The sequence below is a fragment of the Thermostilla marina genome (genome assembly GCF_054657455.1).
On sequence record NZ_BAAHYR010000001.1, the window covers coordinates 958,782 to 978,542 of the forward strand.

The 19,761-nt window shown below is 61.6% G+C and carries 14 protein-coding genes; 5 read left to right on the forward strand and 9 right to left on the reverse strand.

The features are described 5' to 3' along the window. Positions 1-6 precede the first annotated feature (6 nt). Together ACYQ2I_RS03380 and ACYQ2I_RS03385 are read right to left on the reverse strand one after the other, a co-directional pair. Positions 7-675, reverse strand: coding sequence for a cytochrome c oxidase assembly factor Coa1 family protein (locus ACYQ2I_RS03380; protein ID WP_460165582.1), 669 nt, complete (start codon positions 673-675; stop codon positions 7-9). 186 nt (positions 676-861) lie between these two features. Further along, positions 862-2,220 carry a radical SAM protein gene (locus tag ACYQ2I_RS03385; RefSeq protein ID WP_460165583.1) on the reverse strand — a complete coding sequence of 453 codons (1,359 nt, stop codon included), beginning with the start codon at positions 2,218-2,220 and terminating at the stop codon, positions 862-864. A 349-nt stretch (positions 2,221-2,569) separates the two neighbouring features. On the opposite strand from ACYQ2I_RS03385, the gene ACYQ2I_RS03390 reads away from it, so the two are divergent. Further along, positions 2,570-3,667, forward strand: coding sequence for a LysM peptidoglycan-binding domain-containing protein (locus tag ACYQ2I_RS03390; RefSeq protein ID WP_460165584.1), 1,098 nt, complete (start codon positions 2,570-2,572; stop codon positions 3,665-3,667). Between the two features lie 409 nt (positions 3,668-4,076). Here ACYQ2I_RS03390 and ACYQ2I_RS03395 read toward each other — a convergent pair whose 3' ends face one another. Next, a complete protein-coding gene (locus ACYQ2I_RS03395; RefSeq protein ID WP_460165585.1) occupies positions 4,077-4,826 on the reverse strand; it encodes an ATP-binding protein in 750 nt (249 codons plus the stop codon). Between the two features lie 369 nt (positions 4,827-5,195). On the opposite strand from ACYQ2I_RS03395, the gene ACYQ2I_RS03400 reads away from it, so the two are divergent. Then, positions 5,196-5,528, forward strand: a complete 333-nt coding sequence (locus tag ACYQ2I_RS03400; protein WP_460165586.1) for a hypothetical protein — start codon at positions 5,196-5,198, stop codon at positions 5,526-5,528. Positions 5,529-6,141: 613 nt separating this feature from the next. On the opposite strand, the gene ACYQ2I_RS03405 is transcribed toward ACYQ2I_RS03400, so the two are convergent. The 3 genes from ACYQ2I_RS03405 to ACYQ2I_RS03415 form a co-directional block, all read right to left on the reverse strand. Continuing rightward, on the reverse strand, positions 6,142-7,998 hold the full coding sequence (locus tag ACYQ2I_RS03405; protein ID WP_460165587.1) for a DUF4340 domain-containing protein: 1,857 nt from the start codon (positions 7,996-7,998) through the stop codon (positions 6,142-6,144). 74 nt (positions 7,999-8,072) lie between these two features. Next, on the reverse strand, positions 8,073-11,360 hold the full coding sequence (locus tag ACYQ2I_RS03410) for a Gldg family protein (RefSeq protein WP_460165588.1): 3,288 nt from the start codon (positions 11,358-11,360) through the stop codon (positions 8,073-8,075). Between the two features lie 84 nt (positions 11,361-11,444). Next, positions 11,445-12,209 carry an ABC transporter ATP-binding protein gene (locus ACYQ2I_RS03415; RefSeq protein WP_460165589.1) on the reverse strand — a complete coding sequence of 255 codons (765 nt, stop codon included), beginning with the start codon at positions 12,207-12,209 and terminating at the stop codon, positions 11,445-11,447. Between the two features lie 683 nt (positions 12,210-12,892). On the opposite strand from ACYQ2I_RS03415, the gene ACYQ2I_RS03420 reads away from it, so the two are divergent. Beyond that, complete coding sequence (locus ACYQ2I_RS03420; RefSeq protein WP_460165590.1) at positions 12,893-13,996, forward strand: isocitrate/isopropylmalate dehydrogenase family protein; 1,104 nt, start codon at positions 12,893-12,895, stop codon at positions 13,994-13,996. A gap of 93 nt (positions 13,997-14,089) precedes the next feature. Here ACYQ2I_RS03420 and ACYQ2I_RS03425 read toward each other — a convergent pair whose 3' ends face one another. Together ACYQ2I_RS03425 and ACYQ2I_RS03430 are read right to left on the reverse strand one after the other, a co-directional pair. After that, positions 14,090-14,887 (reverse strand): methyltransferase family protein, encoded by a 798-nt coding sequence (locus ACYQ2I_RS03425; RefSeq protein WP_460165591.1) that lies wholly within the window; start codon positions 14,885-14,887, stop codon positions 14,090-14,092. Positions 14,888-14,916: 29 nt separating this feature from the next. Beyond that, positions 14,917-15,570, reverse strand: a complete 654-nt coding sequence (locus ACYQ2I_RS03430) for a phosphatase PAP2 family protein (protein WP_460165592.1) — start codon at positions 15,568-15,570, stop codon at positions 14,917-14,919. A gap of 291 nt (positions 15,571-15,861) precedes the next feature. On the opposite strand from ACYQ2I_RS03430, the gene ACYQ2I_RS03435 reads away from it, so the two are divergent. After that, entirely contained in the window at positions 15,862-17,775 is a 1,914-nt protein-coding gene (locus ACYQ2I_RS03435; RefSeq protein ID WP_460165593.1) for an ArnT family glycosyltransferase, read from the forward strand. Between the two features lie 26 nt (positions 17,776-17,801). After that, on the forward strand, positions 17,802-18,284 hold the full coding sequence (locus ACYQ2I_RS03440; protein ID WP_460165594.1) for an L-2-amino-thiazoline-4-carboxylic acid hydrolase: 483 nt from the start codon (positions 17,802-17,804) through the stop codon (positions 18,282-18,284). Between the two features lie 51 nt (positions 18,285-18,335). Here the strand turns inward: ACYQ2I_RS03440 and ACYQ2I_RS03445 are convergent, their stop codons facing one another. After that, entirely contained in the window at positions 18,336-19,544 is a 1,209-nt protein-coding gene (locus ACYQ2I_RS03445) for an SHD1 domain-containing protein (protein ID WP_460165595.1), read from the reverse strand. Positions 19,545-19,761 lie beyond the last annotated feature (217 nt).

The following is a 19,761-nucleotide window of genomic DNA, read 5'->3' on the forward strand; positions in this document are numbered from 1 at the left end:
CGTCGATTACTCGGGAATCTCGATGCCTTCGGGCAGTGAAATATTGGCCGAGGGGGCTTCTTCCGGCTCGGGAGGCGGTTCGTCGTTTTCCTGTGTCGCTTCGGGGGCGACCGCCGCGCCGGGATTCCATTGCGGCGCCTCTTCCGGCCCTCCCATGTCGCTTACATCCAATTGGAGCCGCTCGCTCGGCGAGTCGATGACGACCGTCAGCGTGGTGATGCCCCATTGACCGCCGATCTTGCGTGCGACGACGTTGACCAGTGCCGTCCCCTTCGGCCCCTTCACCTTGAAGTTGAGGTTCGCCGAGCCGCTGTCTCCCGCGTCGGAGAACTCGCCGGTCGGCAGGAAGCTAGCGGGTTCGATCGGCTCGCCCAACCGCTCGATTACCGCGGGATCGTTTTGAACCTTTGCCAAGGCCATCGTGTAGGGGGGCGATTTTTTCAGCATGAATACGCCCAGGCCGGCAAACCCGCCGCACAATCCGCAGCAGCCCAACAGCAGCACGAGCACGATCAGCAAGACGATGGTCGTCGTACTGCAACCGCGTTTTTTCTCGACCGGCTGTTCCGGACCGGTCGCGCCCGCGACCAGCGGGTTCGCCTCACTGCCGAACGAATCGTCGGTGAACGAACCGTGACCGAACTGGTCTTGATTGAAAGGGTTGTCGCCGCTCATCACACTCTCCCGCGTTTTGAGGCATTTTCGGGGCATTTCGCCGAACGATACACAGGCGTAGGGGCATTATGGCCGCTTTGTCCTGCCCCGTGAAGAAGAAAGGCGGCTCGAAATCCGACCCTTTTCCACGAATCGGTTGACCGCTTGTGCCTTATCGCGACGATCTTGCCGGGGCGGAAACCCGGGCTACCGCGGACGGTTTGCCTCGTCGCAATGGGCTCGGCTGCTCCAGCGTACACGATAGCCCGCCTGTTCGAGCCACGCGACGACCTCTCCGATCGGCCGGTGATCGCATACCGGAAACTGCTCGCCGGGACCGGCCAAGGGCAGGTCGCTGTCGTCTTCATAACCGCCGGGAACGGTCGAGCTGCCTGCGCTGATCCGCGTGACGCAAAGATCGACCAGCTTGCCCCGCAACTCGGGAAGCTCGCGCGTCGACAGGACCAGCTCGGCTTGCGGAAACGCCAATCGCAAGCCGCAGTACAACCGCACGAAGGTTTCGTCGTCGACGGGAAACGGCACGGTGAATCCGGCCGGGGCTTCGTGAATCCGCGGCAGGCTGAATGCCAGATGCGCATCGGGAAATCGTTTTTCCAGGTACGCCGCGTGACGCACCATCGCGCGCACGTCCTCGACCGGATTCGCCAGCCCCAAAAGCACCCCCAAGCCGAACTTGCGGATTCCCGCCTCGCCCACGCGATCGTGGCCTTCCAACCGCCACTCGAAATGTGCCTTCGGCCCGCGCGGATGATACCCGCGGTACAGCGATTCCTGGTAGGTCTCTTGATACAGCGTCACGCCTTCGACGCCGTGTGCGGCAAGTTCGGCATATGCCGAAGTCGATTGCGGGGCGATTTCGACCGAAAGCTCGACGTCATCAAACTCGCGGCGAATCGCGTCGCATACCGAAGTGTAATACGCAACGCTGGTCATCTTCGGAAAGTCACCGGCGACCAGCAGCAACCGGCGCATTCCCCGCGCGTACAAGAATCGAGCTTGTGCGACGGCCTCGGTTTCGTCGAGATGCCTGCGCGGAATGTTCTCGGTGTAGCGGAATCCGCAGTACGTGCAGTGATTCACGCAATGGCTCGAAAGGTAGATCGGCGCGTACAGGTCGATGTCGCGAATGCCGTCGCGCGCCGTCGCCTGCCGCGCACGCACGGCGACTTCTTCGAAGTCGACTCTCGGATCGACCGCCCATTCCAAGGCGGCCACACGATCGGCGGCGAAGGTTTCGGAAAACACGTGGGCGCGGGCTTCTCGGCCCGTCCGAGTTTCCCGGCCGACCAGCGCCGCGTAGATGTCGTCCAACACGGCGGCAGCCCGACGGTCTTCCTCGCTTGCGGTACCTTCCTTTTCGGCCAACCACTGGTAACGCCACCGTTCGATCTTTTCGGCCGTTTCCGAGGCGTCTTCCGAGCCGCAAAGGGCATCCTCGACGCGATCGAGCAACGCGCGATGTACCTCGGCATGGGCATCGTGCGCGTCGATGTACCCGCGGAGAAAATCCCAGTCGATCTTCAGTTCCGAAATCGGAATACTCATGATTTGTTTAACGAGTGTTGAAGGCGGACGTTCGACCGTCCGCCGTGAAGGGAATGCGATAGCTCGTTCGAGGGGGTCGGCAAGCAAAAGGCGTCCACGAACGTCGCGTTGCCGGGTCGCGTCCTTATTATCTTACCGGTTTGGGCGAGGGAATAAATGGTACAGCGACGGACGAAGATTCATCGAAACCCCCTGTCTGGTGGATATTTCTGCCGATGAATTGATCTGGTCTTGGCCGGGCGAATGCGGTATTCTACGCGCGGGTTCGGGTTCCGCGGCACGGCTGCGCGGTCGCCCCGAGGAGGCACCTCTTTTCGACAATCATCCGGATGCGTCAGGGAGGACGATCATGGAGACGGTGAAAACGCTGGGCGTTGTCGCCGTTTTGGGCGTGGTGGGCTACTTGGGCTACGTGACGATCACCAGTCAGCCCGCAACGACGCCCGCAACCGACGGAAACGCTCCCTGGTCCCAGCCGCAGACGGCCGCAACCGAAAACGCCGCCCCGTCTTTCGAAGGGACGACGGCTGCGATCCGGCCTCCCGTCGCCGGATCGTTGGATGTCGAACTCGGCCGCGAGGTGTCGGCCGATTCGTTGGGGTTAGGCAGCGATGCGGCCCCGGTCGCGGCGTCGGGTACCGCTGAAGCACCCGTCCCCGGAGTCGGCGAGACGACCGCTTCGCCCGTCGGGGCGCCTTCCGCCGATCCCCAACCCGCGCCGCAGGAACCGCACGGCATTCGTCCCGAGTTTGCCGGGTTCCTTGATGCCGTGCGTCGCAAGCTCGACGCGGGCGAGTTTTCCACCGCCCACGAAGTCTTGACCACCTGGCACCGCGATGAGCGAATCACGCCCGAAGAACGCGCCGCACTGCTGGATTTGCTCGACCAGGTCGCCGGAACGGTCATTTTTTCGCGGCAACATCTGCTCGAGCCGCCGTACACCGTCCAACCGGGGGAAACGCTCGGCCGGATCGCCGAACGGTATGCCGTCCCGTGGGAATTGCTGGCCAAGATCAACGGAATTCGCGATCCCGACCACATCCCGCCGGGAACGCAGTTGAAGGTCGTCCGCGGGCCGTTCGATGCGATTGTCCGCCTGCAAGAACGCGAACTGACGCTGATGCTCAACGGGAAGTACGCGGGCAGGTTCCGGATCGGCGTGGGCACCGACGTCGAAAACCTGGTGGGCGAGTATCGCGTCTGCGAGAAGCGGATGCACCCGATCTATTACGGCCCCGACGGGACGATTATCGACGCCGACAATCCGAACAACCCGCTGGGCAAGTACTGGATCGGGCTGGGAGGACGCATCGCCCTGCACGGTACGAACGATCCTGCGAACTTCGATCGTCCCGACGCCAAGGGCACGATCTTCCTTGCCGATCGCGACATCGAAGACCTGTACTCGATCCTCTCGATCAACTCGCACGTCACGATCGAGCCCTAGCAGCCCGTTGGAAGAACGCCTTGCAGACGGCGGACGGCTGTAGAGAACAACGCCACCCAACCGCGCAAAACCGCCTTTTCATAGCGAGACCTGCTGCACGCCGGAGCAGCTTCGAGGAAGCGACTCGCAGGCCCACCCGAGGGCGACGCAGCATCGTCCGCCGCGGTACCGCATCCCCAAGATATTTCGGCATACGGGCGCGCCCGCGATCGCAAGGATGACCGTGGCATACCCTACCTGATTCACGCCAACTCAAGCCGCGTGTTGCTGTTATTCAACCTCAGACGATCTTCAACCCCGGCTTGTGGAGCGGGTTGTTAATGGGGCCGGTTCTTCGATCAGAAGGGAAGCGCACATCTTGCGTGGCACGGTTTTGGGGTGCTCGGCTGCGTGCGCCGCGAGCGGGGCGTCAGAGCGTTTCTTCGGCGACGTCGCCTTGGGGGGAGACGGTGACGACGCGGATGGGCACTTGCGAGCCGGATTCGGTCCGGGCGGCTTGGGCCAAGCGAACGATCCCGCCGCAGCACGGAACGGTCATCCGCACGACCGACAACTCCCGAATGCCGCCGAACTGCATGATCGCCGCGAGCTTTTCGAGATAGCCCGCGGTCGTGTCGAGTTTCGGGCACGCCGTCAACGCCACGTTGCCCGCCAAGAACCGCTCGTCGAAATCGGCCACGGCGAACGGGGCGCAGTTGGCCGCCAAGAGAACCGATGCGTCTTTGAAAAAGGGTGCGTTCGGCGGTGCCAGGTGCAACTGGATGGGCCAGTTGCGCAAGACGGCCTTTTTCCCGGTGCCTGCTTCGCGTCCATCGCCTGCGGGGGGAAGGTCGCTCGTCGGCGCGGGGCCCGCAGCGATCGGCAAGGTGGGCAAGGCCATCGGTCGGGTTCCGGGGCACGCGCCGCCGGAGGCTCCCTTCACGTGGGCCTCGACGGCTTGTTCGTCGAACGGTTCGGCCTCGCGTTCCTCGATCGTGATGGCACCTTGCGGACAATGTCCCAGGCAAGCTCCCAGCCCATCGCAATAGACCTCCGAGACCAGCCGGGCTTTGCCGTCGATGATTTGAATGGCCCCCTCGGCGCACGAGGGCACACACTGTCCGCAGCCGTCGCACTTCTCTTCGTCGATTTTGACGATCTTCCGCCGAATCTTGGCCATGATCACCTCGCCGGTATGCTTTCTGAAGATTGGGTTCAGCACAAACCCCCGCCGGTTGGGGAATGGTACGCGATGACCCGGCCGCGGAAAAGTGTCACGTGGCAGTTGCGACGGCGGGTAGGATCGTCGCAGGCGGTGGGCTTCTTACGATTTTCTGGACTCTTTGGGATGTACGGCCGATGACAAGCTAAAGAAGTGTGTCGTGTTGGCGGATGATCGACCGCTCTAGAAGGGGGGCGGTGATTCTGCCGTCTTCGTGCTCTGCACCGCCTTCGGCGACGTCTGGTCGCGTCGTCACCGCCGAAGGGTGGTTCGGAGGAGCCTGCGGTTCGGGCAAGGACCGTCCGACATCGAAAGGAATCACCGAAAATGAAACAAGTACTCTGTGTGACGGCGTTGATCGCCGGTTTGGCGATCCTCTCCGGCTGTAGCTCGCATGCCGTCCAGCACCGTCAAGGCGGTATCGGGCTGACCGGTCTGGTACACGGTAGTTGCGCGGCGGCTCCCGAAACTTGTCAAGATTGTTCAGTGCCCGCGGTTTGTCCGCGGTGCCGGGCGGGCGCGCCGTGTGCTTTGCACGGCCTGCGTCAGCCGCCGATGATCGATCCCGGTCCGCCGACCGCCGCCGTCACGTATCCGTATTACACGATCCGCGGTCCGCGCGACTTCCTGCAATCGGAACCGACACCGATCGGACCGTGACGTTTTCGAGGGAACCGTCTGCGACCACGGAGGTCGCAGTTCAATTCGTAACCCGATGTCGTTGATTCTTGGATGAAGGAGTAACGACTTCGATTGCTTCATGCGGCCGTCTTCGGTATGTCCGAAGACGGCCGCTTCCCGTGTGTGCCGAGCATGTTCGACGGCTTGAGGGGGCAGCTCCGTTGTCCAACTCGATGGAGGTGAAAGAGCCGAAACGGCGGATTGCACCGAAGACGCTCTTGCGGTTCAAGAAGCGGGACAGGGAGCGGACCAAACGGAACCGGGGCGTCGGTCCGGGGCGGATGGTCGAGCAACTGAGCCGAAAGCGAATCGGCCGGCGGAATGAGGACAACGACCCGGCGGTCCAAACCGCCGGCAGTCCGCACGGGCCGTGGCATTTCTGCCGCAGCACGGCCCTCTCGGTCGCTATGCCCGATGCTTCCCTCGGCTCTTGCGGCATCCTCCACCGCAACGGCGTCAGAACCGTTTTACCAGCCGAACCACTGTGGCGTAGCCCCGTTACTCCCGGTGGTGTGATCGGAACAGCCCGCGAGGTCCCACCCGTGCGATTTCTTTTCGAGTCGGACGTTCGGTCGAGCTGCGCCGTTTGAGGTCAACGAAGCGGATTGTCCGATTTGCCTTCGTTGCCCTCGTTCGCCTCGGCTGCATTTTCAGCGGGTTGGGGCGCGGCCGGGGCTTCTTCTTCGGCCTCGGCGGCCGGTTGCTCATTGTCCGCTTCGTTTTCGGACGCTTCCGCGGGAGCGGGTTCTTCATCGCCCGATTCGCCCTCGGCCGGTTCGGCGCTTTCTTCGTTTGCCGGAGCGACCGGCGTCATGTTCGCACCGCCGAAATTGGACGATTCGCCTTCCGGCAACGGTTCGGCAGAGGTGTCGTCGCCGGAATCTTCCGGCTCCTTGTCCTTCAAGATCGCATCACCGGTAAGGTGAATGTCTTGATAGGTCTCATCGGAGACGATGTAGTACCAGTCGGCGAAGCGGGCGTTCAGTTCTTTGACCCGCTCTTGGGCTTTTTTGACTTTTTCGTCGTATTCCTCTTGCTTGCGTTTGTTTTCCTTTTCGATCCGTTCGCGTTCGGCCTTGATGTCGTCGGCGTTCGATTTCTCGTCGCTCGATGCCTCGTCGGAGGAGGCTTCGCTGTCGCCGTTCTCGGCGGCTTCATCCGATCCGGCGTTTTCGGCGGCGGCCTCGGCCTCATCGGCCGGAAGTTCGGGCAACGGGTCGAGTTCCGGCTTGGGAATCAAGGTCGGGTCGTACTCGGCCATCACCATCACGTAGCGGTTGACGCCGCCGTCCGATTCGTCGTCTTTTTTGCCGCGGGCTTCGGCCACGGTGCCGAACCGCAGCACGTAACGCACGCCGTCCTTCATGCCCACGCGAACTTCACCCTCGGAGCTGATCAACTCGACGGGGCGTTTCAGCTCCGAATCGTCGGAAGGCGGGAAGAATCGGAAGTACTGCAACGCATTGACCATGTAGAACCCGCGTGAGGCGAGCGATTCGGCCGTTTCTTGATCAACCTTGATTTCGCCTGCGGCGAGCGACTCGCTGACGGCCTGCGGCTTACGGCGCACGTCGATGATCTTCAAGTCGTCGAGAGCCGTTCGCATGGCGTCGAGCTTCGAGGTGTCGAGTTCTTTGCCCTCGGGAATGGACGTGTCGACCCATTGGCCGCTCGATGCGTCGAAGGTCTTCCATTCGACGACCGACCAGCGAGGATCGCCCATGTCGTTGTAGTCCAGCCGGATCCTCGCCCGCGGATTCAGGGCGCTGCTGACGGCATCGAACGAGTAGTCGTTCAATCGAATGTCGTCGATGTCCCAAGGATTGAGTTGCAGCAAGTCCTTCTCGATCCAGTCGCCGAAGTCGGAGCTCAGTTCCGAGGGGTCGAGCTTGACGACGTAGATCGGTTCCTCTCCCGTCACGCGGACGTAGCGTTGATCGTCGGAGCCGGGCACTTCGTTGCCGATGATCAAGTCGGCCAGCGTGTTGCCTTGTGCGTCCCGCATGATCACGCGTTTGCCGACACCGGTGGCGCCGACGGTGAGTTTCTCGGCGTTCGGCTCGACGACACCGAACTCGGCTTGTTTCTTTTGTCCGGCCGATTCGGTGACGACGTCGAGGACTTTCAGGCCGATCAATGAGGTCGCCGCGGCGGCCAGGTGATCTTTGGCGTCGGCGGGGTAATTCTCGTGACTGGGGATCGACCACTTACCGTCGATCTGAGCCACCTTGAAGGGAATGATGGCGGCGGTGTCGGGATCGAACTCGATGATTTCGAGCTCGGCGGCATCGAGCGCCCTTTGAAACTTCGGGAACAAGGTCTTGTTCCGCATGGTTTCGGCACCGGTCAGTTCGGGGGCCGGCGCGGAAAGCTTATAGGCCGTTGCGGTAATGCCGACGGCAACCAGGGCCGCCACCGTGAATACAGCGGTTCGCAAGGTTTGGGTCATGACGCCGAATCTCCTTGCCGTTTATCGTCGGGTCGGTTGTTTTTCGTACGGTCTAACAAGTCGATGCTTTGCGATCACTTTCGCGAACGACGACGACGCTCGGAAACCCCTTGGAGCTCACCGGCTCGTCGCCAGGCGAAGACGATCACCGCCAACGCCAAGGGGAACAGCGGCGGTACGAACACCGAGACCATTTTGTAGATCCGCTGCGTGCGTTGCACTTGCAACGCCAGCTCCGTTTCGATGCGATCGATTTCGGCCTCGATTCTCGCTCGCTCTTGTTCGACCTTGACGGTCTTGCGTCGTTCGGCGTCGCGCTGGGCAATCGCCACGCGGCGAACGATTTCGTCGACCGCCACTTGTTTCTTTTCCAGTTCGGCGCGGATCTTTTCGATTTCCTTTTCGATCTTCTCGTCTTCTTCCTTTTCGATTGCGTCGAACCGTTCACGCAATTCGGCGATGCGTTTCGCGGTTTTTTCACGGGCGTCTCGCGTGGCCACGTCGATCGCCTTGAGCGTGGGGTAGTTCGGACGCCGTTTGCGGATTGCGATGAAACGCTGGTCGCCGGCCACGTGATCAATCGCGTTGAGAATGAACTCGACGTTGCCGAAGTTCATGTCGAAGCCGGCTTCCGGCGGTAGTCCCTGCCGTCGCAATTCGAAGAACGTGTTTTGGAGTACGTCGCTGTCGGCGACGAGAACGACCCGCACGTCGTGCTTCTTGTCGGGCACGTCGGTCGCGGTGGGTTGGTCAGAAGGCGCGTCGCCTTCCGGCTCCTCGATCTTCTGCTCGGGCAAACGGCCTTCGATGTACGCCGCGAGGATGTACGGTTCATTCTTCATCACTCGCCGCGGATTCGGATTGAGCTGGGACGGTCCGCCGAAGAAGTTCGGGATGACGATCTCGCTGAACGGCACGATTCCCGTGTTTTCGTTGCCGGTGCGGATCAGCGGCGTGACGGTCATGTCCGTCGCGTTCTTCTTCTCGATCCATCCCGGGAATGGGAAGAGCAACCGCGGCAGTTTGCTGGTGATCGGATGATCGGCCAGACCATCCGGGATTTTTTCACTGTCGACAAAGACGAATTCGGGGCGTTCGTCGAAGATCGACAACCGCTTGATCGGGTTGTACCGCTGGTAGACACACGATTCACCGTGGAAGGTGACCCCCAGTTTATCCCACAACGGTGAAATGTCGCCCTTGGGAGGCGGCGAACCGCCGAACATCGGGTTCGGGGCTTGACGCGGCTCGGTCGTGCCGGGCACGCCGCGGCCGAACAGGGCGAAAGGATCCTCGCAGATCACCATCGGCTGGCCGTAGCTGATCGCCGCGATGAACCGGACCATGTCTTCCGGCGAAAGCGACGACGGTTGCACGGCCAAGATGACGTCGTAGAGGCCTTTCTTGCGGGCTTCTTCTTCGACTTTCTTGCGGCATTCTTCTTTTTGCTCGTCGGAGAGCTTGTCGACGGTGGTCTCCAGATTCAGCAGTTCGATGCCTTTGCGCAGGATGTCTTCGTCGCTTGGTTCTTCGTCCAAGCCCAAAGCCTTATAACCTGCCTTGAGACGTTCTTCGTCGTTGGTGACCAGGTCGTTCGGCGTTACGCGGGAAACGTCGTATTGCTTTTCCAGCTCTTCGACGATCGCCCATCGATCGCCGCCGCCTTGGAAGCTGAATTGACCGAACAGGTGGGCGTCGGTTTCCAGGATGCCCAATCGTTTACGCTCGGCCTGCGTTACCGTGCCGATCGAACGGATCAGCTCGTATTCGACCGGCGTGCCGCGGTCGACGAAGGGAATGACGACCTTTTGCAGGCCGTTCTTGACGACCAGACCCATGAAAATCTCTTTGTCGATATACCGCCCCTGCTGTTGTGAAGTGACCCGCCGGGGCGTGATGTCGAAGCTCTCGTTTGCCCGCATTGCCTCGGCCGAATGCAATTCCGTGTCGTTGATCAACACGCGAATTTTCGGGCTCCGGGCGTCGAATTCACGAAGCGTTTCGATCAGGCCTTGGCGCGTTTGAACGTACTCTTCAGGCACTTCGGGGCTGATGAACGCCTCGATGACGATGTTGGCGTCGTCGGGGAGCTCGGCCAAAAGCTCACGTGTATCGCGGGACAACGATGCCAGTTGCGCCTCGGTCACGTCGATGCGGACATCGAACAGGCGCACCAGCCCCACCAACGAGGCCGCGACGACCAGCAAGGTCGCCACCCGCAAAATGAAGTGTCCCGGCATGAGCGACCATTGACGCGGAAAACGCCACCACGCGGCTACCCCGCCGATGATCAGCAACGCCCAGATCGCCAGCATCACAGCTTGGGTGACGTCGGTCCAGTTCCCGGCCTTTTTGAGCACGATGATGCCGATCGTCCAGGCCAGCACCAGCACGACGTGGACGAGCGGAATGGCCATATGGGGCGCGGTGATCGGTCGGCGGTTCGGAGTGACCGACCACAGCCACAACAGGGCGAGTTGGACGATCAGGTATCCGAGCACGAGGACCGTGCTGAACGTGACCGGGTTTTCGAGGAATTCCCGCAGCACGATACCGCCGGCGGCGAAGGTGAAGATCCAGCACAAATGCAGCAGCACGTACACGACGCTCGCCGGAAATCGGGATTCACCGGTCGGCCAGTGTCGCCGCCCGATGAGAACCATTGCGAGGTAAATCATCACCGCGGCGATCAACGCGAAGTAGAACAGGCCCGAAAGGGTGAGCAGCCCGCGGGTGAACGGTTCGAGCTGCCACGAGATGCTCCACGACTTGATCGCCATGGCGGTTTCGACCGGCAACAACACGTCGGAGAACGCCAAGAACACCAGCGGCAGGTTGAACAGGACGCCCAAGATGTAGGCGACCGTCAGGTTGCCCGTCAGGAACGAAGCGATCATCCCGATCGCCAACATTGCGATTCCGACCAACCAGTAGCCGACGTACGTGCCCACGATCAGGCCCAAGTCGGCGCCGCCGAGTGAAATACTTTCGAGGACGGCCGCGTTGCAAACGAAGGAGAACAGCAGCGACACGGTGAAAATGGCGACCGCGGCGAGGTACTTTCCGATGACGATTTCGAGGTCGGCTGCCGGCTGGGTGAGCAGCAGTTCATCGGTGCCTTGTCGCCTTTCGTCGGCCCAAATGCCCATCGTGACGGCCGGGATGAAGATCAGCATCACGTAAGGCAGATACTTGTTCAACTGGTCCAGAGTCGCCAGGTTGGCCGAAAAGAACTCGTTCGGCCAAAACGCGGCGACCGTGCTCATGGCGACGAACACGCAGATGAACAAGTAGGCAGTGGGGCTGGCGAAGTAGCTCAGGAAGTTCCGCTTCAGAACCGAAAGCAAAACCTTGGTGTTCATGGTTGTTGCCGCTGTTTACGGGTATTTATGGTCGGGTTGGTTCGCACATCGAAAAACCGAAGACGACGCCGACGAATCCACGAATCACTCGACGGCCGCGGCGCTCAGCTCGCGGAACCGTTCCTCGAGCGTCTTGCCGCTTTCCGCGAATTCGTTTACCGGCCCGTCGAAGACGAGTCGGCCCTCGCTGATGAACAACACCCGCGAGGCCATCGCCTCAACCTCTTGCAAGATGTGCGTGGAGAGCAGGATCGTCTTGCCTTGCGTCTTCAGCTTGTGGATCGTTTCGCGGACCTCGTGGATTTGATTGGGGTCCAAGCCGGCGGTCGGTTCGTCGAGAATCAGCACGCTCGGCTCGTGCAAAAGCACCTGGGCCATTCCGACACGTTGCCGATAACCGCGCGACAGCTTGCCGATCGGCTTTCCGACGACGTCCCACAGGTTGCACAGGTCGAGCACGGCGTTGATTCGCTCGGTCAGCGCGTTGCCCGTGTAGCCGCGAAGTTCACCGAAAAACTTCAGCAGCGCCCGCGGGCTCATGTCGGCGTACAGAGGACCGTTTTCCGGAAGGTAGCCGAGATGCTGCGAGCCCAAAAGTCGCTGTTCGGCCATGTCGTAGCCGGCGATTCGGGCGACACCCGAACTCGGGGCCAGATAGCCGGTCAGCAGCTTCATGGTGGTACTTTTCCCGGCGCCGTTGGGGCCGAGAAAGGCGACCACCTCACCCTTGCGGATCGAGAAGTTGACGTTTTCGATCGCGGCGAAATCGCCGTAGTACTTGGAGAGGCCGACCGCTTCGATCATGACCTCGGTTTGAGGGCTTTGATTGCTGGTGTACTCGGCATTCATCGGAATCGGCTCCCAGGATGGTTTTCCACGCGATGTCGTCGAACGCCGGCGCAAAGGCTTCGCCGTGAAGGCGGCCCCCACGTTGCCGACACCCAACCGGCGATACCGCACTACGTCGCGGCATGTCGCGACCGTATCGAATCGGGATGACCGGTCCGTCGTCCAAGAATTCCAGCCCGATCAAGGGGCGGGGCACGGGCCGGGTCGCGACCCACAACCGGCGCTTCCGCAGATAATGTGACTGTCACCCCGCATGATTTCCGGTAGGATAAATCGCCATTATAATCCGGCGACCGGGGGACACCAGCCACTAAAGAGTCGCCGCGCGGAAACGCCGCGTTGTGATACCATGTTGCCGAAGCCGACGTTTTGTTGCACCGTTTTGGGGCGTTTTGCCTATCGTCGGCACTGCTTTGTTGACGGAATTGTGGATTTAGACAGACAAAGGTGTGAAAACTGCTTCGGTTTGGGTACAATACCCGTTCTCTCTAGCCGGTGCTGGGCGACGCCGACAGGAGAGTTTCATCGGGGGGATTGAGAATCGTCACCGATCGGCTTCCAATGAAAGTTTTCCCTTGTCGAGGCGCGTATGCCCCTTGTGAGGGGAAAGCCGAAGTCGACGCGCGCGGCGCGAGCAGATACGTTGTTCATTACACAGGTTACGAATCAAGGAGACATGGTTCATGGCGCATGAGGTTACCCTGATCACCGGCGACGGCGTGGGACCCGAATTGGCTGAAGCGGCTCGCCGCTGTATCGACGCGACCGGCGTGGAAATCAACTGGGATGTGCAGGAGGCCGGAGTCGACGTGATGGAGCGGACGGGCACGCCGCTGCCCGACTCGGTGATGGAAAGCATTCGACGCACGCGCTGCGCCTTGAAGGCCCCCATCACGACGCCCGTGGGAACCGGGTTCCGCAGCATCAACGTCCACTTGCGCCAAGCCTTGGGCCTGTACGCTTGCGTGCGGCCGTGCAAGTATTATCCCGGCGTCCGCAGCTTCTTCAGCAGCGTGCCGGTCGATTTGGTGATCGTGCGTGAGAACACGGAAGACCTGTACGCGGGGATCGAATTCGAGCGCGGCCAAGAGGCCACCGGCGAGTTGATCGACACGATCAATCGGCTTTCGCCCGATCGTCCGATTCGCACCGGTCGCGACGAGACAGGCATTTCGATCAAGCCGATCAGTGTGTCGGGGACCGAGCGGATCGTGCGATTCGCATTCCGCTACGCACAGGAAAACGGCCGCAAGAAGGTCACTGCCGTCCACAAGGCCAACATCATGAAGTATTCCGACGGGCTGTACCTCGAGGTCGCCCGCAAAGTGGCCGAAGAGTTCCCCGACATCGAATTCGAAGATCGCATTGTCGACAATATGTGCATGCAGCTCGTCCAAAAGCCCGAGCTGTACGACGTGATCGTGTTGCCGAACCTGTACGGCGATATTCTCAGTGACTTGGCGGCGGGACTGGTCGGCGGTTTGGGGGTGGCCCCAGGCGCGAACATCGGGGAAGACGGAGCCGTCTTCGAAGCGACCCACGGCAGCGCGCCCAAGTACAAGGGCCAGAACAAGGTCAACCCGACGGCATTGATCCTCTCGGGGATGCTGATGTTGCGGTACCTCAAAGAAAATGAGGCGGCCGACCGGCTCGAGAAGGCAGTCGCCGCCGTCATCGCCGAGGGGAAGGACGTCACCTACGACATGAAGCCCACCCGCGACGATCCGACGGCCGTCGGGACCCAAGAGATGGCCGACGCGATCTGCCGTAAGCTGCAAGAGGTGTAAGCCCCACTCACTTTGCGGCAACACGGCTGTTGCAGCGGGTGATGAAACGACGCACGGCGGTTTTCGATCGAAACCGGTCGAAAGCCGCCTTTTTTACGCGCGCACACGACGCGTCGTCCTCTTCCAAATCTTGATTGCAAGCCACGCGGTCAAGACGAGAGCGAGTCCCGGGGCCGACTCGATCAGCAAACGCCATTCGGGAATGAGCCAGCCGCCTCCGGCGATTCCGCACAGCGTCCACGCTCCGACGAACAACAAGGCGAGTGTATCGTGTTCGCGGAAGATCGCCTGCCGCAAAGAAAAGGGGCAGTCTTCGGCCGGGCGTCGTCCCACCGAAAAGCGACAAAGTTTCATCACTTGCGGAAGGAATCGAGGTACGCGGCGGCAGTATTCGCGATAAGCCGCCCCGAAGCGTCGACGCAGGAAGTCTTCCTCGGCGATCAGCATCAACCGGTACGCGGCCAGGACGAACAATGCCGTGGGAAGGACGGCCCAGGATGCCCGGGCGAACAGGCATCCCGCCGACCAGAGCATCGCGTTTGCGATGTACAGCGGATTGCGGCAGACGGCGTACCAGCCATCCGTGACCAGGCGTTCGGCGCGAAACGAGCGGCCGCGTCCGCAACTGTCGGGGAGCACGCGTCCGGCACAGCCCAAGCGAATCGTGGCCGCGAGCACGGCGAGTCCTGCGCCGAGTGCAAACCCGATCACATCGACGTGCGTGCACGGAACGGTTCGCGATGTCCATGCGAGGTAAAAATGGGCGCAAGCAAGCGGACCGAAAACCCAATTTCGGTAGGCAAACAGCCCGCGGCCGAACGAAAGTATCCACCTCGGGGGCGAAGATTCGCGGGAAAACGGTATGTCGTGCGGTAACGCGGCTAATCGCATGGGTGTCTTCGTTGCGAAAGATAGGGCGACTACGTCTCTCGGCGACCCAGACGATGTTCGATGTCTTGCCACCAGCGACTTTGCAGGGTGATGTTTCGATGGATGACGCCGATCAATAAGCCCACGGCGGCACCGGCCAACACGTCGCTGGGATAGTGCGCCGAGCAATCCAATCGCTGGCACGCGACCAGCCAGCCGAGGACGTAAAACCACCAGGCGCCCCGCGGATAGATCGAGGCCAGCGAAACAGCCAAGCCGAACGCGGTGGCCGTGTGTGCCGAGGGGAAACTGTGACCGTGCACGTCGGCATAGACGACCGGCAACCAGCCGGTGAACGTGTCCCACACCGATTGAACGGCCGGTTGCCCGGCCGCAAGAAGATCTCGCGGCCGAATGCGACCGATGAGCGACTTGAGTACATCGGCCGCCAGGCCGGCAACCCAAGCGCCTGCCAACAATCGCGGTAAGGCCCAACGGTGTCGCGGGTCGAGCGCCCAAACGCTCGCCGCGATCAGCACGACCCCCAGGCCGTGCCCGAACACTTCCGACAGGGCGAACAGCTCGCGAAAGGGCTTGGGCATGTTTCCGGCGTGGAACCACGTCGCGGCGGGCAGGTCGATCGAAAAGGCGATCGGGGCCGCGACCGACAACGCGAGGATCCAGGCCCACACGGCGCGCGACATCTTCGGCTCGACAAAGCGAGGCGTGTCGGGCGAGACGACGGTGTCAGGGCTCGTGTGCGACGATTTTTCGGCCATACGCGGGTGGTAGATTGGACCGCCGCTTGTGTCAAGAGAGGTTCGCAAGTTGCCGGCCGACGATCGGCGCCGCCTCAGGGCGGCCCGGTGATCGGTTTCGCTTGTCGCAAGAGGGAATTGATATTGGGTAAAGTTTGGCGGTGCGCTAAACTGCAATGCCCAGGAGGGCTGCGAAAGTTGCAGGCGAGACCAACAGTGAACAGGAGCGACGGAGCGATGCGGGAGCGCGCGTGGGACTGGGCATGGATTGCCGTAATCGGCGGTATCTTGTTTTTCACGAACCTGGGCGGGCCGGGATTGTGGGACGAGGACGAGCCGATCTACGCCGCCTGCGCAAGGGAAATGATCCAGCGGAACGATTGGGTCGTCCCTCGCTACAACGGCGAGATGTTTCCCGACAAGCCGCCTTTGATGTTCTGGATGATGATGGCCGGTTTCGGACTGTTCGGCTACTCTGAGCTGGGGGCCCGATTTCTTTCGCCGATTGCCGCCGTCATGGCCGCTTGGGCGACCTACGAGCTGGGGCGTCGCCTGTTTTCCCGCCGGACCGCCTTTTGGGGCGCAGTCATGGCGATGTCGAACTTGCTGTATGTCGTTTCGGCCAGGGCGGCGACCGTCGATGCCGCGCTCACGCTGCTGACGGTCGGGACCATGCTGGCATTCGTCGTCGGGTACGGTCCGATTCTCGGCTTGGGGAAACATCACACCGGCGGCACCGGGGAAAAAGAAACCGAATCGCCCGCTCGCCCTGTAATGTGGGCGGTATGGGCAATGTGGGGGTGTATGGCTCTGGCTATCTTGGCGAAGGGGCCGATCGGATTGTTGTTGCCCGCGGCGGCGATCGGCCTGTTTTTGATGATCGTCGGACGGGCGAACCGCGACCAGCCGGCGCGCGGCCCGTGGATGTGGCGGGCGATGGTCACGACGGCGCGCGTGTGGGATCCCCGCAACTTCGCCAAGGCGTTTGTGCAGATGCAACCATGGTGGGCGTTCCCGGCGGTGGCCTTGTTCGCCTTGCCGTGGTTCGTGTGGGTCGGTTGGCGGACCGACGGGGCATGGCTGCGCGAGTTCTTCGCGATGTACAACCTGCGGCCGTTTACGCAGCCGATCCAGGGGCATCAGGGGCCGGTGTGGTATCACGTCGCCTCGCTTTTGGGCGGATTCTTTCCGTGGTCGGTCTTCATCGGGTTGGTATTTCACGACGCCGTTCGGCGGATCGCGCGCCGTGACGAAGCTCGGGACGGGTTGATTTTTTGTTTCACGTGGCTTGGGATCTGGTTCGTCTTCTGGTCGATTTGCAGCACGAAGTTGCCGCACTACCTGCTGCCGGCCTTTCCGGCAGTGGGACTGTTGACCGCCGCCTTCTTCGAACGCTGGTGCGAGGGCACGTTGCCCGTCCGCCGTTGGGAAGTCAATACGGCGATGGGAATCGCGATGGCCGTCGGAGTGGGAATCATGATTGCCGTGCCCCTGGCGGCCGCGAAGGTGGGGTTGCCGGGACTTGGATGGACGGGCGGTCTGGGCATCATCTTGGTTGCCGGGGGAATCGCCGGAATCCTCCTCGGGCCGAATCGGCCGCGGAAGCTGCGGCTGGTCTATGCCGTTACCTCGGTCGCTGCGTTGACCGCCGTATTTGCCGGTGCGGCGCAGGTGGTGGCCGATCACCAAAACGCTGCGCCCATGCTGGCCGAGATTCGGGCACGTTGTCGCGCGACGCCCGCGTTGATCGGATTCCGGTACCTGCAAGAGAGCGTCGTCTTTTACGCGGGCGAGCCGGTTCGCTATCTCGATCGCTACGATGCGCTGGCCGAGGCGCTCGATGCCGAAACGTCCGAAGTCGTCATGACCTATGAAGACCAGCTACCCGGCTTGCGAAAGGAATTCGGGGATCGGCTGATCGAGCTGACGCGGTACAATAACTTCATGAAGAGCAAAGAGGTCGTCGTCCTGATCGATCGGGAAGACGTTTCGCGGTTCGCACCGCCGCAGAACCGCGAACTCGAGACCGCGTCGGCCCGTCGCCCGACCGTCGCGCCGGATTTCGCCTCGGTGACGGCCGATGCGAACGACGGCGTTCCCGAAAGCGCCAAACCGGTCCGCGATTCGACCGAATCGGACAAAGAAAGTTGAAACCGTCTCCATCTTGCGAGGAAATCATGTCGGACAAGCTGCGTGAAGAACTGTACGCCTCGTACAAGAACCGGGCGCATATCTACCATCAGATGTATCTGGAGTTGGAAAAAGAGCTGGGACCGGAAAAGGCCGAGGAGACGATGAAGCGGGCGATCTATGCCCGTGGAGCCGAGATCGGCAAGAAGTTTGCCCGGTTCGCGCCCTCGGACTTGCAAGGGCTCGAAGAGGCATTCTTAGGCGGCATTCCCGACGACGGCAAGATGTTCGGTCCCGAGGTGTTGCGCAGCGACGAATCGGCGTTGGATATCAAGTTCCACGCCTGCCCGTTGCGGGACGCCTGGCAAGAGGCCGGACTGTCCGACGAGATGATCGCCAAACTCTGCCGCATTGCCGCGCGCATCGACAACGGCACGTTCGAGTCGGCCGGCTTTCGGTTTTGGGCCGAAACGTGGCAGCCCGGCGGTGACGGCTGCTGCGTGTTGCACGTGCGCCCCGGTGAGGCGTAAGAGGATGTTCGGTCAAACGTCGGACCTCTAGGTGTTTTTGGGGAGGCGGCGTCAAGGACCGTATCGCTCTTTCAACCATTGCCGGTCGGCCTCCGAGAGCTTTTCTTGTTCGACGACGATGGGTTGGCCGTCCTTGGTGCGCAGGTACACCTTGCCCATCGCCATTTTTTCGAAGCGGGCTTCGATCGAGAATCGTCCGCTCGCGTCCGTCCACGTGCGGAATTCACCCTCGGGAGGTTCGGCGTTTCCGTTTGCCCCGGTGTTCGGGGGACTCGCCGGTGGAGCCTTCGGTGGTTGAGCGGGTGGGGGGGCGTCGGCGGTCGTTCCGTTGTTCGGGCCGTTGCTGCCGGTCGTCTCGGGCTGAGGCGGCGCGTTTTCGGTCGGTGGGGGTTTCAGTTCGGCGATCGGGATGCGCAAAGTCCGCTGCTCGCCGTCGGCGTCGACATTCTCGCCCGGGAGTTTCAGGAACAAGGTGTTTGCTTGCGGAATCGGCGGCTCGAAAACCAAGATGTCGACCAAGGAATCTCCCGGATTGATCATGTCGTGATCGACGTAGCCGACGGGATGCGTATCGAACCCGAAGTCGATCCGCCGCAGGACGTTGTCGTGTTCATCGCGAAGCGAGGCGAACGAGTCGAATACGGCAAAGTCGCGTCCTTGCCACGAATCGAAATTCAGCCGTTTTGTCGCCGAGGTGTTCGTGACCTGGATGCGGATCTCGAGATAGTCCTCCGACGATGTAAACCGATCCAGCATCGTGCTCTTCAGCTCGACCGGCCCGATTCTGGCCGAGACGATGTGAAGGCGGGCATCTCCCATTTGGAACGGTTCACGCCACGGCAAGACCCCGGTGGTGTCCGCCCCGTCCGACCCGGCCGGCGGTGGTGACGGGGAGGTCTCCGGCGTGCCGGAATCCGCGCCGTTTGCCGAAGAGCCGCTTCCAGCATCCTTTTCCTCGGCGTGTTCGGCGGCTTCGCGCGCGGCATCCGCCGCACCGAAAATGGTCGCCGTCCCGATCGCCATGCCGGCCATGCCGAAAACGAAGAGCGGAATGGTCACCACGCCGTTGATGACCAAGGCTGCGATTGCAAATCCAAGGCCGGAATTGTGTTGAATCCCGACGATCAAGCCCACGATCGCCAAAAGAAACCCCAGGATCATCACGGGGATGGAGATGAACGGGACGCAAGCGAAAACCAACGCAATGCACCCCAAAACGAAGCCCGCAATCGCAAAGCTATTCGATCCCGAACCGTTCATAGCTGCCCCTTTCGTTCGAGAAGTGTCGCCCCTTTTGATTGCAGTCTAATACTGCCTGTCGAGTGAACAAGACCCGACAGGGCCTTTTCATCGTGAGGTTGGTCGCAGTCTGTCCAGTCTGCGGAAAAAGGCGGAGAGAATCGCTTTCGGGGCGGTCGATTGCCTCAAAAGAAGCCCGGGCTCACCCGGCCGAGGCGGAGGACGTTTGCCTCGCAAT